The sequence below is a fragment of the Telluria sp. PB2R4 genome (assembly GCF_059685695.1).
On record NZ_JCASIC010000016.1, the window covers coordinates 1 to 25,991 of the forward strand.

At 65.8% G+C, this 25,991-nt stretch carries 25 protein-coding genes; 11 read left to right on the plus strand and 14 right to left on the minus strand.

All coding sequences use genetic code 11. The features are described 5' to 3' along the window. The 10 genes from AC56LU_RS21495 to fliE form a co-directional block, all read right to left on the minus strand. Positions 1-617 (minus strand): hypothetical protein (locus tag AC56LU_RS21495; RefSeq protein WP_497177654.1); only part of this gene is annotated, 617 nt, incomplete at its 3' end. Then, positions 614-931 (minus strand): hypothetical protein, encoded by a 318-nt coding sequence (locus AC56LU_RS21500; RefSeq protein ID WP_497177655.1) that lies wholly within the window; start codon positions 929-931, stop codon positions 614-616. The genes AC56LU_RS21500 and AC56LU_RS21495, both read right to left, overlap by 4 nt. After that, positions 924-1,313, minus strand: a complete 390-nt coding sequence (fliS, locus tag AC56LU_RS21505) for a flagellar export chaperone FliS (protein WP_497177656.1) — start codon at positions 1,311-1,313, stop codon at positions 924-926. The genes AC56LU_RS21500 and fliS overlap by 8 nt, the downstream gene beginning before the upstream one ends. Before the next feature lie 29 nt (positions 1,314-1,342). After that, a complete protein-coding gene (gene fliD / locus AC56LU_RS21510) occupies positions 1,343-2,740 on the minus strand; it encodes a flagellar filament capping protein FliD (RefSeq protein WP_497177657.1) in 1,398 nt (465 codons plus the stop codon). 19 nt (positions 2,741-2,759) lie between these two features. Further along, positions 2,760-3,197: a flagellar export protein FliJ gene (locus AC56LU_RS21515; RefSeq protein ID WP_497177658.1), complete on the minus strand. Its 438-nt coding sequence runs from the start codon at positions 3,195-3,197 to the stop codon at positions 2,760-2,762. 8 nt (positions 3,198-3,205) lie between these two features. Continuing rightward, positions 3,206-4,522 carry a flagellar protein export ATPase FliI gene (gene fliI / locus AC56LU_RS21520; protein WP_497177659.1) on the minus strand — a complete coding sequence of 439 codons (1,317 nt, stop codon included), beginning with the start codon at positions 4,520-4,522 and terminating at the stop codon, positions 3,206-3,208. Further along, the gene (gene fliH, locus AC56LU_RS21525; protein ID WP_497177660.1) at positions 4,519-5,202 is read right to left on the minus strand and encodes a flagellar assembly protein FliH; all 684 of its coding nucleotides are present in this window, start codon (positions 5,200-5,202) and stop codon (positions 4,519-4,521) included. Before fliH ends, fliI begins: the two co-directional genes overlap by 4 nt. Beyond that, positions 5,199-6,221 carry a FliG C-terminal domain-containing protein gene (locus tag AC56LU_RS21530; protein WP_497177661.1) on the minus strand — a complete coding sequence of 341 codons (1,023 nt, stop codon included), beginning with the start codon at positions 6,219-6,221 and terminating at the stop codon, positions 5,199-5,201. Before AC56LU_RS21530 ends, fliH begins: the two co-directional genes overlap by 4 nt. Then, entirely contained in the window at positions 6,205-7,953 is a 1,749-nt protein-coding gene (fliF, locus tag AC56LU_RS21535) for a flagellar basal-body MS-ring/collar protein FliF (RefSeq protein WP_497177662.1), read from the minus strand. The genes AC56LU_RS21530 and fliF overlap by 17 nt, the downstream gene beginning before the upstream one ends. Before the next feature lie 37 nt (positions 7,954-7,990). Further along, positions 7,991-8,338, minus strand: coding sequence for a flagellar hook-basal body complex protein FliE (fliE, locus tag AC56LU_RS21540; protein WP_497177663.1), 348 nt, complete (start codon positions 8,336-8,338; stop codon positions 7,991-7,993). 331 nt (positions 8,339-8,669) lie between these two features. Here fliE and AC56LU_RS21545 point away from each other — a divergent pair, with 331 nt between their 5' ends. From AC56LU_RS21545 to AC56LU_RS21585, 9 genes are read left to right on the plus strand one after another with little or no spacing between them, the layout of a single operon-like run. Beyond that, on the plus strand, positions 8,670-9,590 hold the full coding sequence (locus tag AC56LU_RS21545; protein ID WP_497177664.1) for a FliM/FliN family flagellar motor switch protein: 921 nt from the start codon (positions 8,670-8,672) through the stop codon (positions 9,588-9,590). Then, positions 9,591-9,947: a FliM/FliN family flagellar motor switch protein gene (locus AC56LU_RS21550; RefSeq protein ID WP_497177665.1), complete on the plus strand. Its 357-nt coding sequence runs from the start codon at positions 9,591-9,593 to the stop codon at positions 9,945-9,947. Then, the gene (gene fliP / locus AC56LU_RS21555) at positions 9,947-10,744 is read left to right on the plus strand and encodes a flagellar type III secretion system pore protein FliP (protein WP_497177738.1); all 798 of its coding nucleotides are present in this window, start codon (positions 9,947-9,949) and stop codon (positions 10,742-10,744) included. Before AC56LU_RS21550 ends, fliP begins: the two co-directional genes overlap by 1 nt. Positions 10,745-10,759: 15 nt before the next feature. Beyond that, positions 10,760-11,029 (plus strand): flagellar biosynthesis protein FliQ, encoded by a 270-nt coding sequence (gene fliQ / locus AC56LU_RS21560; protein WP_497177666.1) that lies wholly within the window; start codon positions 10,760-10,762, stop codon positions 11,027-11,029. Positions 11,030-11,047: 18 nt separating this feature from the next. After that, positions 11,048-11,833, plus strand: coding sequence for a flagellar biosynthetic protein FliR (gene fliR / locus AC56LU_RS21565; RefSeq protein WP_497177667.1), 786 nt, complete (start codon positions 11,048-11,050; stop codon positions 11,831-11,833). After that, positions 11,823-12,962 carry a flagellar type III secretion system protein FlhB gene (gene flhB, locus AC56LU_RS21570; RefSeq protein WP_497177668.1) on the plus strand — a complete coding sequence of 380 codons (1,140 nt, stop codon included), beginning with the start codon at positions 11,823-11,825 and terminating at the stop codon, positions 12,960-12,962. Before fliR ends, flhB begins: the two co-directional genes overlap by 11 nt. Then, positions 12,959-15,052 (plus strand): flagellar biosynthesis protein FlhA, encoded by a 2,094-nt coding sequence (locus AC56LU_RS21575; RefSeq protein ID WP_497177669.1) that lies wholly within the window; start codon positions 12,959-12,961, stop codon positions 15,050-15,052. The genes flhB and AC56LU_RS21575 overlap by 4 nt, the downstream gene beginning before the upstream one ends. Before the next feature lie 27 nt (positions 15,053-15,079). After that, entirely contained in the window at positions 15,080-16,192 is a 1,113-nt protein-coding gene (locus AC56LU_RS21580; RefSeq protein WP_497177670.1) for a DegT/DnrJ/EryC1/StrS family aminotransferase, read from the plus strand. Beyond that, positions 16,189-16,866 (plus strand): acetyltransferase, encoded by a 678-nt coding sequence (locus AC56LU_RS21585; protein ID WP_497177671.1) that lies wholly within the window; start codon positions 16,189-16,191, stop codon positions 16,864-16,866. Before AC56LU_RS21580 ends, AC56LU_RS21585 begins: the two co-directional genes overlap by 4 nt. Here AC56LU_RS21585 and AC56LU_RS21590 read toward each other — a convergent pair. The 3 genes from AC56LU_RS21590 to AC56LU_RS21600 form a co-directional block, all read right to left on the minus strand. Further along, positions 16,863-17,744: a hypothetical protein gene (locus tag AC56LU_RS21590; RefSeq protein ID WP_497177672.1), complete on the minus strand. Its 882-nt coding sequence runs from the start codon at positions 17,742-17,744 to the stop codon at positions 16,863-16,865. The two genes, AC56LU_RS21585 and AC56LU_RS21590, sit on opposite strands and share 4 nt — an antisense overlap. A gap of 89 nt (positions 17,745-17,833) precedes the next feature. Next, positions 17,834-18,706 (minus strand): flagellin N-terminal helical domain-containing protein, encoded by an 873-nt coding sequence (locus tag AC56LU_RS21595; protein ID WP_497177673.1) that lies wholly within the window; start codon positions 18,704-18,706, stop codon positions 17,834-17,836. Positions 18,707-18,849: 143 nt separating this feature from the next. Continuing rightward, positions 18,850-21,027, minus strand: coding sequence for an O-linked N-acetylglucosamine transferase, SPINDLY family protein (locus AC56LU_RS21600; RefSeq protein WP_497177674.1), 2,178 nt, complete (start codon positions 21,025-21,027; stop codon positions 18,850-18,852). 274 nt (positions 21,028-21,301) lie between these two features. Between AC56LU_RS21600 and AC56LU_RS21605 the strand changes: the two genes are divergently transcribed. Beyond that, on the plus strand, positions 21,302-22,297 hold the full coding sequence (locus AC56LU_RS21605; RefSeq protein WP_497177739.1) for a 2-hydroxyacid dehydrogenase: 996 nt from the start codon (positions 21,302-21,304) through the stop codon (positions 22,295-22,297). A 668-nt stretch (positions 22,298-22,965) separates the two neighbouring features. Here the strand turns inward: AC56LU_RS21605 and cadR are convergent. Then, positions 22,966-23,442, minus strand: a complete 477-nt coding sequence (gene cadR / locus AC56LU_RS21610) for a Cd(II)/Pb(II)-responsive transcriptional regulator (protein ID WP_497177675.1) — start codon at positions 23,440-23,442, stop codon at positions 22,966-22,968. 92 nt (positions 23,443-23,534) lie between these two features. Here cadR and AC56LU_RS21615 point away from each other — a divergent pair, with 92 nt between their 5' ends. After that, positions 23,535-25,964 carry a heavy metal translocating P-type ATPase gene (locus tag AC56LU_RS21615; protein WP_497177740.1) on the plus strand — a complete coding sequence of 810 codons (2,430 nt, stop codon included), beginning with the start codon at positions 23,535-23,537 and terminating at the stop codon, positions 25,962-25,964. Positions 25,965-25,991: the final 27 nt, after the last annotated feature.

Here is a 25,991-nt window from a genome sequence, read left to right on the forward strand (position 1 = left end):
GACGGCAAGCTCGCGCTCGCGCGTGCCGGCTGGGCGCCGGCCGCAGCGGGCGCCGGCTGGGCGGCAGCGAGCGGCAGCGCGACCGCGCCCGCGTCCGCACTTGCATTTGCACTTGCATTTGCACTTGTACTTGCACTTGCACTTGCACTTGTACTTGTACTTGTACTTGTATTTGTACTTGCTGCGACCGGAGCCGCATCGGCGGCGCGCTCCTGGCGCTCCGGGGTGCCGGCCAGGCGCATGGTGGCCGACAGCGCGGCCGGCATCGCCATCATCGCCGGCATCAACGGCATGCTCATGGCGGCCAGCAGCGGCTGGGAGGCGCTGTCGCCGGCGACCTCAAGGTTTTCCTCCTGCGCGTCGGCAGCGGGGAGGGCGGCGCCAATGGCGGCATCAAGCGGGGCGGCGTCCAGCGCGGGTTGCGGGAGCTCGGCCGGCAGCGCGACATCCACTTGCATGAACTGCAGGAAGGCGAGCGGCGGCAGGGCGCCCGGCTGGACGGCGGCCAGCGTCGGATCGAGCGGCAGGCCTTCGCCGGCGGCTGCGGTGTTGACCGCGGTGTTGACCGCGGCGTCGCTTGACGCGGGCAGGGAGGCGCTATTCATCGTGATGTTCATGGTTGGGTCGTACCAGTGTCGTTGTCGCCCGCGAGGGCATAGGCCATCCAGCCTTCTTTATTGGCCAGCATGTCTTCCATGCGCGCCTGCAGCTGCGCGCTGGCTTCGGCCAGCGCACGTGCGGCGCCCGCGTGGGCCGCGCGCAGGCGGCTGGCTGCGGCCAGCTCGGCCGCGCTCCAGGGCCGGCCGCCGGCCAGCGCCTCGAGCCGGGGACCGAGCTCGCGTACCGCGCGGCCCAGCAGCTCCCAGTCGGCGCGCGCGCCGGCATCCAGCAAGACCTGGCCCAGGCGGTCGATGGCAGGCGTCCTATCCATTGCGCTCCTGGACTCCCTTCCAGCCCTGGCGGATCGTGGTCAGGATGCGCACCACTTCATCGACCATGGCCGGGTCCATCTTGATGCCGGCGCCGTGCAGGTGGTTGGCGCAGAAATCGTAGATGCGCGCCAGGTTGGCGACGGTCTCGCCGCCCTGCTCGAAGTCGAGGGAGCTGGACAGGCCGTTGATGATCTCGACGCACTTGTCGATGCTGGCCGCCTTGGCTTCGAAGCGCTTGGCGGCAATGTGGGCGCGGGCGCGCGCCAGCTCGTCGAGCAGGCCGTCGGTGAGCAGCAGCACCAGCTCGACCGGCGAGGCGCGCGAGGTCTGCGCGTCCAGGTTGACGGCGTGGTAGCTGCCGTAGGCTTCCTGATAGGACATGATCGATTCCGTAAGTATGGTAGGCGTGTTCAGTCTTTGTCGTTGCCGAACAGGGCATCGAACATCGACACGTTGTTGGTCATGACGCCCTGCATCGAGGCCAGCGCCGTGAACTGTTTCAGGTAGCGGTTGTAGGCCGCTTCGTGCTGCTTGTCCAGGAAGGCCTGGCGGTCGGCAAGCAGCTCTTGCTTGTCGGTGGTGGCTTCCTTGCGCTTCTTGATCTGGCCGTCCGCGCTGTTGCTCCAGCCTTTCAGGAACTTGTCGAGCGCGCCGGCGATGCCGGTCGGGGTCGACGTCGAAGCGCTGCCGATGATGGCATCGAGGCCGGTCGGCTTGAGCGCCAGCTGGCTCTGCAGGCGGTCGGTGCGCACTTCGAGGGTGCCTTCCTTGGTCGCGATGATGCCGAACGAGGCCAGCGTGTCGCCGGCGGTGGTCGGACGCAGCAGCGAGACCAGGCGGTCGTTGAGCGCGCGGATGCCGCCGTCGTGGGCGAAGGCGCCGGACGCCGCGCCCGTGGCCGGGTCGCCGGCATCGGTCAGCTTGTTCAGTGCGGACTTGAGCTTGTTGTAGGCGTCGACGAAAGCCTGCACGTTGGCGGTGGTGCCGGCGCTGTCGGCGCCGACCGTGATGCTCAAGGGCGCGCTGCCGGTGGTGTGCGCCTTGGTGAAGCTCATCTTCACGCCGTCGATGTTGGTGAAGGTGTTGGTGGCCTGGATGATCGAGGTGCCGTTCTCGGAACCGACGCGGATCTCGGCGTCCTGGGCGGTCACCAGGGTGCGCACGCGGGCGTCGCCGATGGGCGCCTCGTTGGCCGCTTTGATGCTGGCCGGGCCGGTCACCGCCGAGGTATCGAGGGTGATCGCGGTGCTGGCGCCGGTGTTCTTCGCAGTCAGCACCAGTTCGCTGGTTGCGCCGGTGGTGATGATCGAGGCCGTCACCAGTGAGGTGTTGCCGCTGGCGCCGTTGATCGCCGCCGCCAGTTCGCGGGTCGACAGGGTGCCGTTGGCGTCGGTATCGGCCGCGTTCAGGTCGACATTGAAGGCGAGGGCGCCGCCCATCTTGATGCCCAGGGTGCCGCCGCTGCTGGTTTCGGTCAGGCCGTTGTAGGACACCTGGCTGGCGGTGGCCAGCTGCTTGACGAAGAACGAGTAGGAACCGGCCGCCGCGGTGGGTCCGGCGGTGGCGCTGCCGTAGGCGGTGTCGCTGAAGGTGGCGGCCTGCGCATACATGCTCTTGCCGGTGCCCGCCACGGTCGACAGGCTGGTCTGGAAGGCCAGGATCGCCGAATTCAGTTCGGTCAGGCCCTTCAGGGTGGCTGCGGCGTTCCTGCCCTGGGTGTCGAGGATCTGCTGGCGCGCCATGACGTATTTGTCCGCCAGCGAGTTCGCCGTGTTGACCGGATCGTAGGTTGGTGCGGTGATTGCCATGTGCTTCTCCTTGCTCTTGTTATGCCGTCGGGCGGCTTGCCATCCACGATTGCGTCGCGATGTCGTCTTCGCGCTTGCGCAGCGCGCGTTCCTGTTCGCGCGCGTGCGCGTCTTGATGTTGTTCGAGCACCTTGCCCAGCAGCTCGCGTTTGGTCCAGGCATCGGCCAGCTTGCGCTGCGAGACCGCCATGTTGGCCTCGTGCAGGGCCAGGTCGGTGCGGTGCAGGTCGGCCATCGCCATCACGTTCTGCTTGTAGGCGCCGCAGTTCAGTGCCAGCGCCGGGGGCAGTGCCCCGGTGGCGCCGCTGCCGGTCGCCAGGCCATCCAGGCGCGCCAGGTTGTTCTGGTAGCGCGCGCGTGTCGCTTCCTGGGTGCTCAGATCGGCCTGCAGGCGGTCGACGTCGAGGCTGCGCAGTTCCACCAGGGTGCCGAGGCTGGCGATGGTGCGCTCTTTCATTCCGGTGCTCATGCCATCATCGCTTTCAAATGTTCGACGCAGCCGTCCATCGGCGCCTCTTCACGCGTGCCCTGGCACAGGAAGGCTTCGATGTGCGGGTGCAAGCGCACCGCCTTGTCGGTTTCCGGGTCGGCGCCGGGCACGTAGGCGCCGAGCGGGATCAGGTCGCGCACGCGCGCATGCCTGGCCAGCGCCGCCTTCAGCTTGCGGGCGGCGAGCGTGTGCTCGTGGCCGACCACCTGCGCCATGCAGCGCGAGATCGACTGGGCGACGTCGATCGCCGGGTAGTGGCCGCGTTCGGCCAGCTCGCGCGTGAGCACGATGTGGCCGTCGAGGATCGCGCGCGCCGAATCGACCACCGGATCCTGCTGGTCGTCGCCTTCGGCCAGCACCGTATAGATCGCGCTCATGCTGCCTCTCGGGTTCTCGCCGTTGCCGGCCGATTCCACCAGCTGCGGCAGGTTCGAGAACACCGAAGGCGGATAGCCGCGCGTGGCCGGCGGCTCGCCCAGCGACAGCGCCACTTCGCGCAGCGCCATCGCGTAGCGGGTCAGCGAATCGCACAGCAGCAGCACGTTCTGGCCGCGGTCGCGGAAGTGGGCTGCCACCGAGTGGCACAATTCGGTGGCCATCACGCGCATCAGGGGCGACTCGTCGGCCGGCGCCACCACCAGCACAGCGCGCCTTAATCCGTCCGGGCCCAAGGACTTCTCGACGAATTCGCGCACCTCGCGATTACGCTCGCCGATCAGGCCCACCACGATCACGTCGGCCACGGTCTGGCGCGTGATCAGGCCGAGCAGCACCGACTTGCCGACGCCGGAACCGGCCATCAGGCCGACGCGCTGGCCCTTGCCGATCGTGAGCATCGAATTAATCGCGCGCACGCCGACGTCCAGCGGCTCCTCCACCGGGGCCTTGCGCAATGGGTTGACCTTGGGCGGGGTGGTGGACAGCGGCTCGTCGCCGCCGAGCTTGCCGAGTCCGTCGATCGGCTCGCCCATGCCATTGACCATGCGGCCCATCCAGGAAGGGCCGATCATCAGCTCCGCCTTGTCCGCGACCGGGAGCACGCGCGCGCCGGTCGCCAGGCCGCTGGCCTTCTTGAACGGCATCAGGTAGGAGACCTTTTCCTTGAAGCCGACCACCTGCGCATCCAGCCAGCCGCCATCGACGGTCTCGATGCGGCAGCGCTGGCCAGTGTGCAGCGGGCAGCCGACGCTCTCCAGCAGCAGGCCCTGGGCGCCGACCAGGCGGCCGGTCGGGGTGGCGACCGGCACGGCCCCCAGTTCGACCGCGCGCAGGCGCGCCGCGAGCGCCGTCATTCCTCGTCCTCCGCATCCAGCAGCTGGTCGCGCACCTGGTCCATCACGGCCGACAGGCGGCCCTGGCAGCCGGCGTCGACTTCATTGTCGCCCGAGCGCACCCGGCATTCGCCCGGCTCGAGGGCCGGATCAGGCAGCAGGGTCCACTTCTTGGCGCGCTTCGGGTCGAGCTCGAGCACGCGGCGCAGTTCCTCCGGATTCAGGAACACCTCGACCGTGTCGCGCGAAGGCGGCATCACGCTCAGGGCTTCTTCCACCAGCGCAAGCAGCTGCACCGGCTGCAATGCCAGTTCGGCGCGGATCACCTGGCGCGCGATCTTGCCGACCAGGTCCACGACTTCTTTTCGCTGGGCCGCGCGCATGTCGGTCTTGAGCTTCTTGAGACCTTTCAGCATGGCGTCGACCGGCTTGGACAGCTGCTCGAATTCGGCGAGCGCCATGGCGCGCCCTTCCTCGACGCCGCGCTGCAGGCCCTCGGCCTGGCCGACCGGGAAGCCGTCGCCGCGGCCCTGGTCCAGGCCGGCCTCATAGCCTTCGCGCTGGCCCTGGCGATAGCCGTCGGACAGCGCGGCCTGCCATTCCTCCGCCGAGCCGGCGCCATTGCCCGCAGTCGCACCCTTCGGCAGGGCGCTGGTGAGCTGGTACAGGGGCGGGAAGTGATAGGGCCGGAATTGCTTCATTCGGCGGTCGCCTCGGCAAACAGGGCGATGTCGATCTCGCCGGCGTCGGCCAGGCCCTTGACGGTGGCCATGATCTCGCGGCGGGTCTGCTCGATGCGCGACATCGGAACCGGGCCCGAACGTCGCATCAGGTCTTCGAAGCTTTGCGCCTGGCGCTTCGGCATCGCGCCCAGGATGGCATCGCGCAGCAGCGGTTCGGCGCCCTTGAGCGCGATCGCCCACTGCTCGAGCGGCACTTCGTCGAGCAGGCGGGTGATGACCTGTTCGGTCTGGCGCGACAGGATGAAGAAGTCGTACATCGACATCTCGATCTGCGACACGACGTCCGGATCGTGGGCGCGCAGCAGCTCCACCATGCCGGCGCGGTTGTCCTGCAGGCGGTTGAGGATCTCGGCGACCTGGCGCACGCCTTCCACACTGGCGCTTTGCGTGTCCAGCGCCGACAGGCAGCGGTTCACCAGTTCTTCGAGTTCGTGCAGCACGTCGCGCTCGATCTCGTCCAGGTGGGCCATGTTCAGCAGCACGAGTTCACGACCGTCGGCGGGCAGCGCTTCCAGAATCTGCGAGGCGAGGGCAGGCGGCAGGAAGGCGAGGAACACCGCCTGCATCTGCACGTGCTCGGTCGCAATGAACTCGGCCAGCCACTTGGGCGAGGCGTACTGCAGGCGCGCCATCATCGGGCGGATCTCGTCGCCGTAGATGGTGTTCAGGACACTGTTGGCGATGTCGCTGCCGAGGGCCAGGTCGAGCGAGCGCTTCAGGTAGCTGCGCGAGGCGCCGTGCAGGCCGCTTTGCTGGCGGTAGTCGTCGAAGAAGTTCTGGACCGCCGTCTTCACGGTGTCGACCTTGATGCCGCTCATGCGCGACATGACCTGGGTCAGCTCCAGCAATTCTTCGCGCTCGAGGCAGCGCAGCACCGCGGCCGCACCTTCTTCGCCGATCGAGAGCAGCACGATGGCGGCCTGCTCGACCGGGGAGAGGACGGCGTCGCCGTCGTCGAAGTTATTCAGTTCGGCCATGTTTTTTCTGTACCCATTGTTTGACGACTTCGGCAACGCGCTCAGGCTCTTTGCCGGCGAGGACTTTCAGATGGTCGACCATCACGTCGACGGCCGAACCGGCCGGCGGAAGGTCGTAGTTTTCGAGCAGCGGGACCACCGGCATCTTGCCGGCGGCTTCGGTGCCCGCAGCCGCAGCGCCCGGCGCCGCCAGTGCGGCGGGGCTGCCAGCCGGCAGCGCTGCGACGGCGCCGTCCGCGGTGGCCGCAGCGCCGCCCGGCGCACCCGGCAGGGCCGGCGGTGCCGGCATCAAAGGCGGCTGCGGCGCCAGGCGCGAGGTGACCGCGCGCAGCAGCGGGCGGGCCAGCAGCAGGTAGCCGAGCAGGGCGGCGAGCGCATACATGCCGTAGCTCGTCATGTCGACCACGTTGTCGCGTTCCTGCCACCACTCCTGGGCCACCGGCACGGCCGGGAAGCTCAGGCTGGAGACGGTCAGCACGTCGCCGCGCGCGGCGTCGATGCCGAGGCCGCCCTTCAGGATCTTTTCGATGTTCGCCAGTTCGGCCGGGGTATAGCCGAGCTTCGGGTTGGCGGCGGTCGCATTGTTCAGCACCACCGCCACCGACAGCTTCTTCAGGCGGCCGCGCGAACGCTTGATCTGGGTGATCGCGCGGTCGTAGGCGTACTGGCGGGTGGTGGCGTTCTTGCGTGCGCTGCCGTCGTCCGGCTTGGCCGCGGCGTCAGGATTTTGCGCATCTGCCTGTGCCGCGGCGGGATCGGCCTGCGGCGGACGGTTCGACAGCGTGCCCGGCACGCCCAGCGCCATGCGGCTGCGCTCCATCTCTTCGCGCATCGCCTCGCTGGTGACCTTCGGGGCTTCGCCGTACTTTTCCTGGGTCTCTTCGACCTTGTCGTTGTCGACGTCGGCGGTGACGCTCAGCTTGAAGTTATTCGCACCCAGCACCGGCGCCAGCAGTTCATTGACGTTGCTGCGCACCTCGTCGGTGTAGCGCTTGGCCGCGCTGTTCTCGCCCTGGCCCTGGGCCTGGCCGTCGTAGCCGTCGCTCAGGTCGACGCGCGAGGACAGGTAATTGCCGGCCTGGTCGACCAGGGACACGCGCGCAGGGGACAGGTTCGCCACGCTGCTCGACACCATGTTGACGATGGCGGCGATCTGCTCGTTCGACAGCGAGCGGCCCGGCTTGACCGCGACCACCACCGATGCCGAGGACTGGTCGCCGGCGCCGGCAACGAAGGAGCTCGACTTGGCGATCGCCAGGTGCACGCGCGCCGAGGCGATCGCGTCCATGGTCAGGATGCTCTGCGACAGTTCGCCTTCGAGGCCGCGGCGGAAGCGCACGTCCTGCACGAAGGAGGACACGCCGAGCGGGTCGTTGCGGTCCATCAGCTCGAGGCCGGCCGGCAGCTGGGCGGTCACGCCCTTGGCGGCCAGCAGCATGCGCACCTTGCCCAGTTCGCCGGAGGGCACCATCACCTGGCCGCTCTCCGGATGGACGCGGTAGGGAATGGCCTCGGCTTCGAGCACGCCCATCATGTCGCTGGCGGAGACTTTTTCGCGCGCGCCGAACACCGGCTTGTAGTTCGACTGGTCCTGCCACAGGAACAGCATGACCGCGGCCGTGATGGCCACGGCCAGGCCGATCAGCAGGGTGAGGTTGTTGCGCAGTGCCGGCGGCATGTCGGGCACCGCCAGCTTCTTGCCGCCAAAGGCGGCCTTGAGGGTCGAAATCACTGGATATTCTCTTCGTGTCTCTGCAATAAGGGAGAGGTCAGACCGGCAGTTTGATCAGTTCATCGACGGCGCCCATGACTTTGTTGCGTACTTGCATGAGCATCGAGAAGGACAGGCTGGCCTGCTGGCTCGCCAGCATGGCGCCGACCAGGTCGTCGCTCTTGCCGGCGTCGACCGCGGCCATGCGTTCGCCGGCGGCACGGTCTTCGCCATCGACGCTGGCAATGACATCCTTCATGGTCTGGGTAAACGAGAACGAAGCTGGCGAATTGTTAAATGCACTGCCGGTGGACAGGTCGGTCGCCGGGGCGATCGCCAGGCGATTGGCTTCATTTGTCAGTGCGGCAAGGTCAGCTTTGATCAAACCGGCAAGTTCAGTGGCCATGCTTCGTTCCAGTGCGAAAAGGTATGTTGCGGGTGTTGTGCGGAGGCGACAAACTGTGTCTTCTTTTGCCGACAAATTAGCTGGTCAAGGGCCCGGTTTGTTAAATCGATGTCTACGAACGGACGTCTTATTCTTGACCCTTTTGCTGGGTCTCTCCCATGTCACTACAAGGATGAGGCCGCTTGCTGCGATGCGATAGGAGTGATATTACCGTAGGGCAAGTAGGAAATCAAAGGCGAATATCAAAGTCTTCGCCGACGATCTCCATGTATAATTGTTGCCTTGGGGAATGAAAAAAAGTCATTCGCCGTTTCCTAGTGACCAATAAACAATGCCGATGAATCCACTCGACCGATCGCGCAGGGACGGGGCCGACCTTTCTGGAAAGTTCCAGGGTAATTACCAGGTGCTCGATCCCAGCCTGCTGGGCCGCCCGGTGCACCTGCTGCCGAAGTTCGCGCGCCGTTTCGCCGATGCCCTGGGCACGGCGATGGGCGGGCCGGGCGGTCGCCGCTACTGGGGCGCCTGGCGCCTGGTGAACCTGGCGTTCGAGCGCGCTCCCGACGACGATGGCCTGCGCTGGCTGGCGGTGGCGGGCCCGCTGGGTACCGCCGCGGTGGCGTTCGAACGCAGCCTGCTGTTGAGCCTGCTGGAAGGCCGCTATGGCCGCAAGAACCCCTCGCCGAGCGCCGCGCCGAGCGCGCCGCGTGACCCGAGCCTGGAACGCGTGACCGCGACCGAGGAACGGCTGGCGGCGACCCTGACCGCGCAGCTGGTGGAACAGCTGCATGCGCGCGTGGCCGAGGGCCTGGCGGCGGTCGGCGTCGAGGTGCCGGGCGCGGACGCCGCGGTGGTGGAGCCGCCGGTGGCGGCCAGCGCACCGGGCAAGGCCGGCTGGGTCATTCGCATCACCCTGTCGGCACAGGGCGGGCAGCAGAGCCACTGCTGGATCGGCCTGGACCAGGAATTGATGTCGCATGTGCTGCAGGGCCTGAAGGAAGAGCGCAGCAGCGTGCGCACCGCGCGCGCCGGCAATGACGGGCTGTCTTCCGGCCTGTTCGTGAAGCTCGAGGGCCGCCTGGCCAGCAAGGAGACCACGCTCGGCGCACTGTTCGAGCTGAAGGTGGGCGACGTCATTCCGGTGTCGGTCGGGCGCGCCGACGTGCTGCTCGACGAATCGCGCCTGTTCACGGCCGCCGTGGCCGAGCACAAGGGAAAACTCTGTCTAACCTCTTTTGAAGATGCCGAGTAAATGGATATGAACCTGAACGAGCAACTGACTGGTGACGTCATCATCGACGACCTCGACGGCGTCGAAGCCGCCACTGCCGTGGCCGGCAAGAATGCCGCGCGCCAGCTGCCGCAGATGATGCGCCGCATCCCGGTCACCCTGACGCTGGAAGTGGGCTCGGCCCGCATCTCGCTGCAGGAGCTGATGGCGATCGGCCCGTCCTCGGTGGTGCCGCTCGACGCCCTGGCCGGCGAGCCGCTGGTCATCAAGGTCAATGGCGCGCCGATCGGCCGCGCCGAAGTCGTCGTCGCCGGCGAGCAGTACGGTCTGAAGGTCATCGACCTCGACGGCCTGAACCTGGACGCCCTGACGTCATGATGGTGGGTACCCGCGGCGCGGGTCCTGATTCAACTTTGCGCCGCGCGGCGCCGTTCCTGGGCGGCGCTATCGCGCTGCTGCTCCTGCTGGCCGCGCTGCCCGCGGCGGCACAGCAGCAGTCCGGTCCGAGCATCCTGCCCGGGGTGATCCCGGGCTCGACCCAGGGGATGACGGTCAAGTCGCAGATCCTGGTCCTGATGACCCTGCTCGGGCTGCTGCCCGTCATGGTCATGATGATGACCAGCTTCACCCGTTTCGTGATCGTGCTGTCGTTGCTGCGCCAGGCTCTCGGCCTGCAACAGGGCCTGCCGAACCGGATCATCACCGGCATCGCCCTGATCCTGACCCTGCTCGTGATGCGGCCGGTCGGCGAAGCGGTGTGGCGCGACGCTTTCCTCCCCTACGACAAGGACAAGATCGGCCTGGAGCAGGCATTGAAGATCGCCGAGGTGCCGCTGACGCGCTTCATGCTGGCCCAGACCAGCAAGACCTCGCTGGCCCAGGTCGCGCACCTGGCCGGCGAGCCGGCCAACCTGGCGCCCGAAAAGCGCGGCTTCACCGTCAAGCTGGCGGCCTTCGTGCTGTCCGAACTGAAGACCGCGTTCCAGATCGGCGCGATGCTGTTCATTCCGTTCCTGATCATCGACCTGGTGGTGTCGTCGGTGCTGATGGCGATGGGCATGATGATGCTGTCGCCGCTGGTGATCTCGCTGCCCTTCAAGCTGCTGCTGTTCGTGCTGGTGGATGGCTGGACCCTGACCGTGAATACGCTGGTCGGCAGTATCCATGCCTACTAGCGGAGAGAATGAATAATGAGTCCTGATATCGCTGTCGACCTGGTGGTCGAGGCCCTGCAGGTCGTGATGCTGCTGGTCCTGGTGCTGGTGGTGCCGGGCCTGGTCATGGGCCTGATCGTGGCGCTGTTCCAGGCCGCCACCCAGATCAATGAACAGACCCTGAGTTTCCTGCCGCGCCTCTTGGTGACGCTGGCGGCGGTGATCCTGGCCGGCCACTGGATGACCTCCACGCTGATGGATTACTGCGTGTCGGTGTTCCAGCGCGCAGCGACGCTCGCGTCCTGACGGCGACGGACTGGAACGATGGAGCTGGTCGGCTTCCTGCTGCCGCTGATGAATGCCCTGTGGTGGCCGTTCGCCCGCATCATGGCCATGCTGTCGACTGCCCCGGTGCTGGGCGAGGGCGCGGTGCCGGTGCCGGTCCGCGTGCTGCTGTCGGTGGCGCTGTCGTTCATGATGCTGCCCCTGACCACGCAGAGCGCCGCGGCGATGCCCGACCCGTTCTCGCTGGCCGGGGTGGTGACGATGGTCGAGCAGGCCGTGATCGGCGGCGTGCTCGGGCTGGCGCTGCAGTTCGCGATGGCCGTGATCTCGATGCTCGGTTTCCTGGCGTCGAGCCAGATCGGTTTTTCGATGGCGCAGATGAACGACCCGATGAACGGACAGGCGTCGGACGTGGTGTCCGGCCTGCTGTCACTGCTAGCGATCCTGGTGTTCTTCGGCATCGACGGCCACCTGGTGCTGATGGGCGTGGTGGGCCAGAGCTTCAAGGCCTGGCCGGTCGGCGCCGGTTACGGCCCCCTGCTGCTGGAAGCGGTGGCGCTGAACGTGGCCTGGATATTTTCGGCAGCCATGTTGCTGGCGCTGCCGATCGTGTTTTCGACAATGGTGGTGCAGATCGGGTTCGGTTTCCTGAACCGGGTTGCGCCGAGTTTGAACCTGTTTTCGCTGGGCTTCTCGCTGGTGACGATCTTTGGACTCCTGATGCTGATCCAGGTGGTGCGCTTCATCCCCGAGCACTACGTCTCGATGACCAACCAGATCCTGGAGATGCTCTCGGCGCAGATGAGGATGGCGCATGGCCGATAACGGCACCGGTGGCGACAAGACCGAAAAGCCCTCAGCGCAGAAACTGAAAAAGGCGCGCGACGAAGGGCAGGTCGTCCGTTCGCGCGATTTGGCGACCGCGGTCGGCATCCTCGTGAGCCTGAAGCTGTTTGCCATGCTGCTGCCGGGCTACCTCGAGTCCTTCCGTTCGCTGTTCCGGCTGGTGTTCGTGCCGCTGGGCGAAGCCGGCGCGATCGAGAACGCGATGTCGGTGGTGTTCAGCGGCGCCTTGATGCTGCTGGTGAAGATGGTGCTGCCGCTGCTGGCGGTGCCGGTGGCGATCATCGCCGCCGGCGCGCTGCCGGGCGGCCTGATTTTCTCGGGCAAGAACATGGCGCCCAAGTTCAGCCGCCTGAGCCCGATCACCAACCTGGGCAACCTGTTCTCGCAAAAGCACTGGATCGGCTTTGCGACTTCCGCCGCCAAGGCGGCGGTGCTCGGCCTGGTGCTGTGGCATGTGACCGGATCGGGGATGAAGGCCTACGTCGAGCTGCAGCGCATGCCGCTCGCCGACGCGCTGGTGGGCGGCACCTCCCTGATGCTGGACGGCCTGATGGCGATGGTGGCGGTGTTCGTGGTGTTTGCGCTGGTCGACGTGCCGGTGCAGTCCTTCCTATTCACCAAAAACCAGCGCATGAGCAAGCAGGAGCTCAAGGAAGAACACAAGGGCAACGAGGGACGGCCCGAAGTAAAGCAGCGCATCCGCCAGCTGCAGAACCAGCTGGCCCAGCGCAGCGTGCGCAAGAGCGTGCCGACCGCCGACGTCGTGATCGTCAATCCCGAGCACTACGCGGTGGCGCTCAAGTACGACACCAACCGCGCCGAAGCCCCGTTCGTGGTGGCCAAGGGCGTGGACGAGATGGCGCTGTATATCCGCAGCGTGGCGCGCGAGCACAAGATCGAAACCCTGTCGCTGCCGCCGCTGGCGCGCGCGATCTACAACACCAGCCAGGTCCAGCAGCAGATCCCGGCCCAGCTGTACGGGGCCGTGTCGCAGGTCCTGAACTATGTCCTGCAACTGAACGCGTTCCGTGCCGGCCGGCGCCAGGCGCCCCCACGGTTCCCCAACGAGGTGGCCGTCCCATCGCATTTGAGTGAGGTTTCCGCATGAATTCCTTCAATTCCTTCATCTCGGAGCTGAAGCGCCAGAAGTTCGCCGGCCCGGTCTTCCTGATCGCGCTGCTGGCGATGATCATGTTGCCGCTGCCGCCGGCGGTGCTGGACGTGCTGTTCACGTTCAACATCGTGCTCGCGCTGATCGTGATCCTGGTGTCGGTGACGGCCAAGCGCCCGCTCGACTTCTCGGTGTTCCCGACCGTGATCCTCGGCACCACCCTGATGCGCCTGGCGCTGAACGTGGCCTCGACCCGCGTGGTGCTGCTCAACGGCCATACCGGGTCGGACGCTGCCGGCCATGTGATCGAGTCTTTCGCCAACGTCGTCATCGGCGGTAACTTCGTGGTCGGCCTGGTGGTGTTCGTGATCCTGATGATCATCAACTTCATCGTGGTGACCAAGGGCGCGGAACGTATCTCCGAAGTGTCGGCGCGCTTCACGCTGGACGCGCTGCCCGGCAAGCAGATGGCGATCGACGCCGACTTGAACGCGGGCCTGATCAACCAGGAAAAAGCCACCCAGCGGCGCAAGGACGTGGCGGCCGAAGCCGACTTCTACGGCGCCATGGACGGCGCCTCGAAGTTCGTGCGCGGCGACGCGATCGCCTCGATCCTGATCCTGATCATCAACCTGGTCGGCGGCACCGCCATCGGCGCGCTGATGTACGACCTGCCGCTGGGTGAAGCCGCCAAAGTGTATGCGCTGCTCACCATCGGTGACGGCCTGGTGGCGCAGATTCCGGCGCTGCTGCTGTCGGCGGCGGCCGCGATCCTGGTGACGCGCATCGGCGAATCCGGCGACCTCGAAAAGCAGGTAGGCGGCCAGCTGCTGGCCCAGCCGGCGGTGCTGTTCTCGGCGGCCGGCGTGATGATCATCCTCGGCCTGGTGCCGGGCATGCCGACCTTTATCTTCTTCGTGTTCGGCGGCGTGGTCGGCTATGTCGGCTGGCGGTTGACCAAGCAGGTCAAGGCGCCCGACAATGCCGGGGTTGCCGCGATCGAGGCCGCGCTGCGCGACGAACGCGCGCCCGACCTCGACTGGCAGGCGCTGCCCGTGGTGCAGCCGGTGACGGTGGCGGTCGGCTACAAGCTGGTGAACATGATCGACAAGGCGCAGGGCGAGCCGCTCAGCAAACGCATCAAGGGCGTGCGCCAGAGCCTGTCGGAGCAGATGGGCATGCTGCTGCCCGCGATCGGCGTGCGCGACGACCTGGCGCTGCGCCCTTCGCAGTATTCGATCAGCCTGTCGGGCGTCGTCGTGGCCGAGGCCGAAGTGATGCCGGACCACCTGATGGCGATCCCGTCGCCCAACGTGTACGGCGAACTCGATGGCATCCCGGGCATCGAACCGGCCTACGGCATGGCGATCACCTGGATCGCACCCGAGCAGAAGGCCGACGCGCTGGGCCTGGGCTACCAGGTGGTCGAGGTGTCGAGCGCGATCGCGACCCATACCTCGAAAGTGGTGCGCGAATACCTGCACGAGCTGTTCCGCCACGAAGATGTGCCGGCGATCATCGAGCGCCTGACCGCGCTGTCGCCGAAGCTGGCCGGCGCGCTGGAAAAGGCGCTGACCCACACCCAGCTGCTGCGCGTGTTCCGCGTGCTGCTGGGAGAGGGCGTGTCGCTGAAGGACATCGTGGCGATCGCCACCACGCTGCTGGACAGCTCGGAGACCACCAAGGACCCGATCCTGCTGGCGGCCGAAGTGCGCTGCGCGCTGCGGCGCCAGATCGTGTCCGGCATGTTCGGCAAGAAGAAGGACATGCCGGCGTTTAACCTGTCGGCCGAACTGGAGAACATGCTGCTCGGTTCCCTGAACCAGGCGCGCCAGAACGGCGGCGGCAAGGTCGCGCTCGACAACTACCCGATCGATCCGCAACTGCTGTCCCAGCTGCAGATCAACATGCCGGTGGCGCGCGAGCAGATGAAGCAGCAGCACACGCCGCCGCTGCTGCTGGTGCTGCCGCAGGTGCGCCCGCTGCTGGCGCGCTACGCGAGGTTGTTCGCGCCAGGCCTGCACGTCCTGTCCTACAACGAGATCCCCGAGAACCGCGACGTGTCGATCGTCGGCACGGTCGGCTGATCCCACTGCCACCCTAGCGAGGCTTCCATGAACAAACCGATCTATGTCACCCAGCCGGAGATGCCGCCGCTGGAAGAGTTCACTGCCTGCCTGCAGCAGATATGGGACCGGCGCCTGCTGACCAACGGCGGACCGTTCCACCAGCAGCTCGAAGAGGAACTGTGCCGCCACCTCGGTGTGGAATATATCAGCCTGTTCGCCAACGGCACCCTGGCCCTGCTCACCGCCCTGCAGGCCTTGCGCGTCACCGGCGAAGTCATCACCACGCCGTATTCGTTTGTGGCGACCTCGCACTCGCTGCTGTGGAACGGGATCACACCGGTGTTCGTCGACATCGACCCGGTCAACCTGAACCTCGACCCGGCCAGGATCGAATCGGCGATCACGCCGCGCACCACCGCCATCATGCCGGTGCACTGCTACGGCGAACCGTGCGACACCGACGCCATCCAGGCCATTGCCGATAACTACAACCTGAAGGTCATCTACGATGCGGCGCATGCCTTCGGGGTGCAGAAGAACGGGTCGAGCGTCCTGAATTGCGGCGATTTGTCGGTGCTGAGCTTCCACGCCACCAAGGTATTCAATACCTTCGAGGGCGGGGCGATCGTCAGCCCGGATGCGCGCACCAAGCAGCGCATCGACCGCCTGAAGAACTTCGGCTTCGTCGACGAGACCACGGTGGTCGCTGCCGGCATCAACGGCAAGATGAGCGAGATCAACGCAGCCTTCGGCCTGCTCCAGCTCAAGGGCATCGACGCCGCGATGGCGGCCCGGCGCGAGGTGGCGCGCAAGTACAGCCGCGCGTTTGCCGACGTGGACGGAATCACCTGCGTGCGTCCCGCCGACGTGGGTACCACCAATCATTCGTATTTCCCGATCCTGGTCGGGCCGGAATACCCGCTCGGCCGCGACGCGCTGTACGACCGGCTCAAGGAACACGGCATCGTGGCGCGCCGCTACTTCTATCCCCTGATCTCGAGCTTCCCGATGTACCGCGGCATGCTGTCGTCGGCGCCGGAAAACCTGCCGGTGGCAAGCCGCGCCGCCGACCAGGTGCTGTGCCTGCCGATCTATCCGGCGCTCGGCGACGAAGACGTCGAGCGGATCGTGGGCCTGGTAAGAGACGCGCGCGCATGATCCGGCGCATCGCGATCGTCGGCGCGGGCGGGCATGGGCGCGAAATCCTGCAGCTGATCCGCGACATCAATGCCGCATTGGCACCAGCAGCGCCGGCGTGGGACTGCGTCGGCTTCCTGGCCGATGCCGGCTTCGACGCGCCGCCGGCGGTCGCGGGCCTGCCGGTGCTGGGTGATCTCGGCTGGCTGGCGGCCAATCCCGACGCCGCGGTGGTGGTGGCGGTCGGTGCGCCGGCGGCGCGCAAGCGGCTGGTGCGCCGCATCCGCGCGCTGGGCGGCAATTCCTTCCCGGTGCTGGTGCACCCGCGCGCCTGGATCGGCGCCGGCGTCGAGCTCGGCGCGGGCAGCGTAGTCTGCGCCGGCGCCATGCTCACCACCGACATCCGGCTGGGCGAGCACGTGCACGTGAACGTCGGCTGCACGCTGGCGCACGACGACGTGCTGGAAGATTTCGTCACGCTGGCGCCCGGCGTCCACCTGGCCGGCAATGTGCTGCTGCGCGAAGGGGCGGAGCTGGGCATCGGCAGCGCCGTGATTCCGCGCGCGCAGGTCGGCGCCTGGTCGGTGGTGGGGGCGGGGGCGGTCGTGACGGCGGACATCGATGCCGATTGCACCGCGGTCGGCGCGCCGGCCCGTCCCATTAAACGGCGGCCGGCCGGCTGGCACGAATCCTAACGGGCAGCAGGTAACATCAAAGCCAGTTCGGCCACGGCCCGGAACACCGCCGGCGTCAGGACCGACTCGGCCTGGTGGGCGGCGAGCGCCGCATGCGCCGGCGCGGCCGGCAGGCGGTCGCTGAAGGTCCAGCGCATCACCTGCAGCCCCGCGTGCTGCACCGCCGCCTCGAGCGTCGGCTGGAGTTCGCGCAGATGGCCGAGCGTGCGGGCGTCCGGGGCATGCAGCGCCAGCGACACCCCGCCCGGCACCGGTTCCACCTGCACCGTCACGCGGGTCCCATCCGGCATGTCAATCTCGAGGCGCAGTGCGGCGCGGCCGCGCCGGCGCCGTCCCGGCGGCTCGTCGCGTTCCTGCGCGACCACGCTCAGGTGCTGGGCCTGGGCGCCGTTCGCATGCACGGTAAAGCGCCAGGCATCGTCCGGTATCGCATGGCGCAGGTGCGCCGGCAGCAGCGGCTGCGGCAGGACGCTGCCCTGCTGCTGGACCGCCAGCGCCGCTGGCGGCAGCTGGCCGGCCAGGGCCTGCTGCTCCCTCACCATCAGCTGGCGGCCGTAGTTGCGCACCATCGAACGCCAGCTTGCTCCCAGCGAGGCGGCATCGCCACGCTGGAAGGACAGCTGGCGCGCCATCACCACCTGGTCGGGCCGCATCGCGTGGCTGTCCAGTTCCGCGGCAGCGGCGCCGGCCGCCGGCGTGGCGGCGCCTGGGGTGGACGCGGCGGGCAGCGCCAGCTCGGCCAGCTCGGCGGCGACGAATGCGCCCTGGCCCAGCGGCGCGGCGACGGCGGGAGCGGGAACGGGCGCAGTGACCGGGCCGACCGCGAGCCTGGGTGCGGCGGGGACGGGCAGCGGCATACTGAGTGGCAGGCTGGACATGGTAATCCGAAGTCTAAAGTAAAAAAGGCCAGCCGGAGTGCGGCTGGCCCTTGGCGGTTCCCGGCGCTATGCGCCAGGAAGCAGAGCCATTACTGCAGGAGCGACATGACCATCGAGGACATGCTGTTCGACTGCTTCAGCATTGCGGTACCAGCTTGCAGCAGCATCTGGTTGGAGGTCATGTTCGCGCTTTCGCTCGCGAAGTCGACGTCCATGATCAGGCCGGTGGCGGCCTTGCTGTTGGTGCTGATGTTCGACAGGTTGTTGTACACGTGCTCGAGGCGGTTGGCCGCGGCGCCCAGGTCCGAACGGACCTTGTTGACCGATGCCAGGGCCGTTTCCAGCTTGCCGATGGTGGTGTTGGCGTTGGTGCCGGCGGTCAGTTCGCTACCGGTGGTGGTGCTGCTGTAGTTGACGGTGGCCGAGCTGACGTCGCTGACGACTTGCGAAATCGCGGTGCTCAGGTTCACGCTCATGGTCTCGCTCGACGAGGCGCCGATCTGGAAGGTCATGGCGCCGGCGCGCAGGGTACCGTCGTTGGCGGTACCGACCAGCAGCTTGGTGCCGCCGAAGGTGGTGTTCTGCAGGACGTTCTTCAGTTCCAGGCCCAGTGCGTCGAATTCCGACTGCATGGCTTCCTTGTCCTTGGCGGTCGACGAAGCGTCGGCCGACTGGGTTGCCAGATCCTTCATGCGGACCAGCATGTTGCCGACTTCGTCCAGCGCGCCTTCGGCGGTCTGCAGCATCGAGGTCGAGTTCTGGGTGTTGCGCATGGCGACGGCCATGCCCGAGGTCTGGGCTTTCAGGCGCGAAGCGATCTGCAGGCCGGCGGCGTCGTCCATTGCCGAGTTGATGCGGTAGCCGGTCGACAGGCGGGTCATCGAGGTCGACAGCGAGCTCTGGGTGCGGCTGATCGAGTTTTGTGCGGACAGTGCAGCGTTGTTGGTGTGAAGGCTCAGCATGGTGGCTCCTGATTGATTGGTCTGAGGTTCGAATCGACTGCGGTTCGCACCGCGGTTCCGAGTGCGTCACTCGCTCTCATCAGTACAAGGCGACCGGTCTGGTCGCCTCATTAAGTTCCATGTGGAAATATTTTTGAGCCGGCCTATTGTTGTTCTTCCGTCACCAGGTCGGACAGGCGCACCCGGATCGGGGCCGCCGCCTCCCCAAGGCACCAGCGCGCCCACATCTGGCGCAGGCCCAGCTCCATGGCTGCCGCCGTCACGCCCGGATAGCCGAGCAGGGACTTGAGGAAGCGGTCGCGCATGCTTGCACGCATGGCCGCCAGCGCGCCCAGGTTCTGCGAGAGGAACACACCCAGCTTGACGTAGGTCTCCTCGTCTTCGGTGAAGAAGCTGTTCAGGCCGAGGTGGGTCAGGAAAGGCCCCGGGCTGTGGCTCGGGTTGGTCGCGCCGACGGTTGCCAGCGTCGGTACGCCCATCCACAGGGCATGGCCGATGGTGGTCGAGCCGCCGTACGGGAAGGGGCAGAGGCAGATGTCGACGTCGTCGTGCTGCTTCAGGTAATCGTACAGGGGCGCGCGCGGCCGCAGCAGCAGGCGCTCGCGGGCGATGCCTTCCTGTTCGAACCAGGCGATCACCACGTCGTCGATGCCGGCCTGCATGCCGCCGAGAAGCATCCGGGAATCGGGAATCGCATGCAGCAGTTTCGCCCACTGGGCGATCACGTGCCGGCTCAGCTTGCTCGCACGGTGGAAGCTGCCGAAGGTCAGGTAGCCGTTGCGCTGGGCAGGCAGGGGGCTGACCGGCGGCGCACCGGGCTCGGGCATGAAGGGGGTACCGAGCGGCAGCCGCACGATCTGTTCCGTGAACTGGTCTTCGTAGCGTCCTTCCGGCACGAGGAACTGGTCGCACAGGATGTAATCCATGGCGCGCAGCCCGGTGGTGCCGGCATAGCCGATCCAGGTGGCCTGTACCGGCGCCGGCCGGCGCGCGAACAGCGGCAGGCGGTTCATGGCAGAGTGGCCCGAGAGGTCGATCAAGATGTCGATGCCGTCCTCGCGGATCAGGCGCTCGACCGCGTCGTCATCGAGATCGACGATGCTGCGCCAGCCCGCGGTGCAGGCGCGCAGGCGGTCGCTGACCGGGTCTTCCGCCACATGGTTATGGTAGGCGAACAGCGCGAGCTGGGCGCTGTCCTTCAGCACCTCGAAGATCGGCATGATGAACGAGGCGACCGCATGGTTGCGCAGGTCGGCCGACACGAAGCCGATCTTCAATGGGCGCTGCGGGTCGGGCAGGTTGGCATGCGGCTGGCGCAGGGCCGCCAGCGGTGTCTCCCAGCGGGTGCCGTAGGCGACGTGTTCGCGGGTCAGCTCGTCCGGGTCGAAGGTGCAATGGCTCAGGATGAATAGGAAGGCGCTGTGGGTTTCCGGGCTCGGATGCGTCTCGAACACCCGTCGTGCCAGGCGCAACGCCTCTTCCCATTCGCCGATCGAGAAGCAGGTGTGCAGCAGCCCGCGCAGCATGGGCTGGTCGTCGGGCGCGAGCGCCTGGGCGCGCCGCAGCGCCGCCAGCGATGCGCCCAGGTCGTTGCTATTGCGCAGGGCGTTCGACAGGTTGACCAGGGTATGCGCGTCTTCCGGCGCCTGCGCCAGCACCGCTTCGAAGCAGGCGATGGCTTCCTTGTGGCGCTTCAGGTTGTCGTGGCAGACACCGAGGCCGCCCAGTGCCTTGATATGGTCGGGCCGGACCGCCAGCACGGCCTCGTAGTGCCCGGCGGCTTCCGCGTGGCGCTTCAGGCGCAGCAGCTGCTCGCCCAGGTCCAGGTGCACGTCCGGCTGGCCCGGATCGAGGGCGAGCGCCTGTTCCAGCACCGCGACGGTTTCCTCGATCTTGCCCTGGGCATGCAGGGTCGAGGCCAGGGTGAGCAGGAAGCGCGGCGTTTCGGGTGCCAGCTCGACCGCGCGGCGTGCACTGGCTTCGGCCTCTTCACTGGAACCGGCGCGCAGCAGGGCGATGCCCAGGTCCTGGTGCAGGTCCGGGGTCTCCTGGTGGCGCAGGGCGGCGCGATACACCTCGGCCGCCTCAGCGTAACGTTCCAGTTCCAGCAGCGCCGGCGCCAGCACCGCCTGCAGGTCGCGCATGCCGCGGTCCAGGCGCAGGGCGCGCTGCAGGCAGGCGACGCCTTCCTCGAGCTCGCGCGCCTTCAGCAGCGCCAGGCCCAGCAGGGCCTGGGCAGTCGCGTCGTTCGGGTTGCGGCGCACCGCGCGCCGTTGCTGGTCGAGGCCGCTAGCTGCGCCCGTGCGGGTCATGTTGTTCATGTGTTCACCTCGTACATGGCGGCAATGGAAAGGGGGAGGAAGCTCCGGATGGACATGCGGCGTCCCGCACGACGCCGTGACTAAATGTTTCTATGCGGGAATATATGCGATTTTACCGGCTTGCTTGTTAGTTGTAAGCAGTTTTTGTTGGGGAAGGCTGGGAAAATTAACCGCTATTGGCAAAGCGGCAGTGCCAAAGCTTTACTGCGCCGAGCAGAAACCCGATTACGATGGTCAAAAAACGACGAGCCACATCCACATCTGCGAGGCAAACATGAAGACGGCAGTATTCAGCGCACGGCGCTACGACAAAATCATGCTAGTCAAGGCGAACGCCGACGCCGGCCATGAATTGCGTTTCATCGAAGACCGACTGGACATCGACACGGCAGTCCTTGCCGCGGACTGCGAGGCAGTGTGCGTATTCGTTAACGACAATGTCGATGCGGGAGTGCTGGCCCTGCTGGCCGCCCAGGGCACACGCCTGGTCGCTACCCGATCGACCGGCTACAACCACATCGACGTCGCCGCCGCCGAGCGCCTGGGCATTGCGGTAGTGCGGGTGACGGATTACTCGCCGCATTCGGTGGCCGAGTTTGCGGTCGGCCTGTTGTTGGCTGTGAACCGCAAGATCGCGCGGGCCAGCGCGCGCACGCGCGATGGAAATTTCGACCTCGATGGTCTGATGGGCGTCGACTTGCATGGGAAAACCGTCGGCGTGATCGGCACCGGCAAGATCGGGACGATCTTCGCGCGAATCATGCACGGATTCGGCTGCACGGTAATCGGCCATGACCGGTTCCCGAACCCTGCATTCGAGGCGCAGGGAGGCCGCTATCCCGGCATCGACGAGCTGCTCGACTGCAGCGACGTGGTGTCACTGCACTGCCCGCTTACTGAGGATACCCACCACATTGTCAACGCTGGCTCGCTGGCCCGGGCCAAGCGGGGCCTTATCCTCGTCAATACCAGCCGGGGTGGCCTGGTCGACACCGAGGCCGCTATCGCGGCTCTCAAGACCGGCCAGTTGGGCGGTCTCGCGATCGACGTCTACGAGCAAGAGGCGAGCCTGTTCTTCCAGGACCTGTCGTCGACCATCATCACGGACGATGTGATCCAGCGTCTGGTGTCGTTTCCCAACGTGATTGTCACCGGACACCAGGCCTTTTTCACGGTGGAAGCGATTGGGCAGATCATGCGCACCACCATCGACAGCATCACTGCCCTCGAGCGCGGCGAAGTGTTGCGCGACCACATCCCCATGCCCTGAGCCAGATGCGCTCGGCAGGCGCATGGGGCGATCGCGAAGGATGCTGCCAAGCTTTATAATGCTCTGTTGAGCCGTAAAGCGACTGAACGATTGCACTGTCCAGTTGAGCGCATGGGGCTCCTCATTACTTGAGCATAGAGAATTACGGATTGTATGAAATACCGCAAGCGAACCTTAAGTGTCGCCCCCATGATGGACTGGACCGAGGAATAGGTGTTTACAGAGGGAGCAGGTCCTCTGCCATAGCAATTTTGTAGCAAAGGATCAGCGCAAATTTTCTATACAAGTGCGCGCACCTAATCATGAAGCAGGCTCAGCACCCGCTCTGGCTTTGTGTGCCGGGTAACTTTCAGCGTAGCCAGGTTTGATAGCTGTGGTGATGGCCAAGTCGGCTAGCCGGCACTACTGTGGTGTCAGGTGGGATATGTGCACCGCATACAACTACTGATTTAAAGGAGTGCTAACTCAGCAGGAGTGAGTCAGCTCTGATTATGACGTGAGCTCCGGTGCCTTCAGCCCATCAGATGCGTGCTGTTCTTTTTGAAGAGAAAGACGTGCTAGCGCGAAAGATTGTGGCCACGGTTGACGCTCTAGGTAATGTTGCGATTGGCGTCGAGTTACCGCAAAATGCACTTTCCCATCAAATTCGTTTGTTTTCGCTCATTCCCTCAATCGCTTCCTGAGCCGGTCTTTGAAATACTGGCGCCTCCGCCTCCTTGTCTGCACTGGGGCGCGCGGACGAGCTCGCAAGAAGACTCCGCGCCGAGCGCGTCCAAGATCGCACACGAACTCGCAGTGTCAGCTACCAGGCAACGCCCCCTCAGATGTCGAAGCTGTGCCTCGAGTGCTGTGAGCGACGCAATACGCTCTGCTACGTGCCTGATATGTTCGTCTAACACGTCATTGACGCCAATACAGTCCCCATCTGGATGGTCACGGAAATCCAAGAGGATTCTGATTTCGTCTAAGGTCATATCCAGGGCCCTGCAATGACGGATGAACAGCAACCGTTCGCTATGCTGTGCATTATAAGCGCGGTAGTTATTCAACGATCTTTCAGGCGCCATGAGTAGGCCAATCCGCTCGTAATACCTGATCGTCTCGACCAGGCAGCCCGTTTGCACGGCTAATTCCCCGATTTTCATGTGCTGTTCCGTTTATCGCTGGATGAATGCTTGACTCTGTACTTGCTATAGGGTTTTAAATGAAGACTATACACAGTTTGCGAGGATCGGTGATGTCGGGGTGTCAAACCAAATCATGTTGCGCGAAGAGTGCGCCAAGCGAGCCTGTGGCAGCCGCGGCGGCCGTCCAGACCAATGGACTGGTCCTTCGAATCGAACAGATGGACTGTCCGACCGAAGAGGGTCTCCTGCGCGGGGCTCTCGGACGCGTACCAGGCGTCGAAGCGCTGGACTTCAACCTCATGCAGCGCCGGCTACGGATCGAACACACCCTGGAGGACCCGGCGCCGATCATCGCAGCGGTCCGTGCGACCGGCATGGAGCCGGTTGTCGATGGTGGCGCAGCGCGCCCGGCAGAGGGCAGGAGCGTGTTCCGGATCGAGAACATGGATTGCCCGACCGAGGAGGCACTCATCCGTAGCAAGCTGTCAACCCTTCCGCAGGTCGGCCAGCTTGAATTTAATCTGGTCCAGCGGCGCTTGAGCGTTACGCATGCGGGGCCCGCAAACGCCATTCAGGAAGCGTTACAGTCTGTCGGGATGCACGCCGTGTTCATCGAGACGGATGCCCAAGCGAAGTCAGAACCTGCACAACCAGCCGCCCGGAAATGGCCGCACGTGGGACTGCTGCTCGGCCTGGCCGCAGCGGCGGGCGCCGAGATCATTGCGTGGACGACGGGAGTCGAGAACGCGCTGCCCGTCATCCTGCTGTCGCTGCTAGCGATCGCGACGACGGGGTTTGGCGTGTACAAGAAGGGCTGGATCGCTCTCAAGAACCGAAATCTCAACATCAATGTCCTGATGTCGATTGCAGTGACCGGCGCCGTGCTGATCGGCCAGTGGCCCGAAGCGGCGATGGTCATGGTCCTCTTCGCGATCGCCGAGTTGATAGAAGCCCGCTCGCTCGACCGCGCAAGGAACGCCATCCACGGCCTGATGGCCCTGGCGCCGGACCGTGTCAGTGTCCGTCTAGCGGACGGCACTTGGGAGGATCAGGACGCCGACACGGTGGCAATCGGCGCCTTGGCCCGTGTTGCGCCTGGCGAGCGAATCGCACTGGACGGGGAAGTGACCTCAGGGCATTCCTCGGTCAACCAGGCGCCGATCACGGGCGAGAGCATGCCAGTTCCCAAAACGGTCGGCGCCAAGGTGTTCGCCGGAACGATCAACGAAAACGGGTCCTTCGAGTATCGCGTCACCGCAGCACACAGCAATTCGACGCTCTCGCGCATCATCCGCGCGGTCGAGGATGCGCAGGGCAGCCGCGCACCTACACAGCGGTTCGTCGACAGCTTCTCCAGCATCTACACGCCGATCGTGTTCGCCGTCGCGCTTGCCGTCGCCGTCGTGCCTCCGCTTCTGCTAGGCGCCGAATGGATGCCCTGGATTTACAAGGCGCTGGTACTGCTCGTGATCGCCTGTCCCTGCGCCCTCGTGATCTCGACCCCGGTGACTGTCGTCAGTGGCCTCGCGGCCGCAGCACGCGCCGGCATTCTCATCAAAGGAGGTGTCTACCTCGAGCAGGGCGGCAAACTGCGCTCTCTCGCGCTCGACAAGACCGGCACGATCACGCAGGGAAAGCCGGAGGTGACGGACGTGTTGCCCCTGCAGGGCGATGCGCTCAGCCACCTGCAGCTTGCCGCAGCGCTGGCGGACCGGTCCGACCATCCGGTATCGACCGCTGTGAGCCGCCACTGGCAAAGTGAAGCCCGGAGCCTTGGCGTGGCAGCCGCGAGCGAGTTCGAGGCGCTCACCGGCCGTGGCACCAAAGGGCGAATCGATGGAAAGTGGTACTACCTGGGCAATCATCGCCTGGTCGAGGAGCTCGGCATCTGCAGCGACGCGACCGAACAAGTACTCTCCAAACTGGAGGGGGAGGGCAAGACCGCGGTCGTCCTGTGCGACGAAACGGCGCCGCTGCTGGTCATCGGGGTCGCCGATACCATCCGCGAAACCAGCCGCGAAGCGATTGCCCAGCTCCACCAGCTGGGGATCCGGACGGTCATGCTTACCGGCGACAATAAGGTGACGGGCATGGCGATCGCGCGAGAGGTCGGCATCGACGATGCACGGGGCAACATGCTGCCGGAAGACAAGCTCGCTGCCGTCAATGACGAGCTCGCGCGCTTTGGCACCGTCGGCATGGTGGGAGATGGCATCAATGATGCGCCGGCGCTGGCCAAGGCCGATATTGGGTTCGCGATGGGCGCAGCAGGCACGGACACCGCTATCGAAACGGCCGACGTCGCACTGATGGATGATGACCTGCGCAAGATTCCACAGTTCATCCGCTTGAGCAGGCAGACCGCAGCCATCCTGAAACAGAATATCATCGCGGCCCTGCTGATCAAGGCAGTGTTCCTGATCCTGGCTGTCGCGGGCTCCGCCACCTTGTGGATGGCCGTATTCGCCGACATGGGCGCGAGCCTGCTCGTGGTCTTCAACGGGCTCCGCCTGCTCAAGGTTAACGGAACACGGATGTAAGGGAAGAAGGAAAATCCGGTCCGGTTT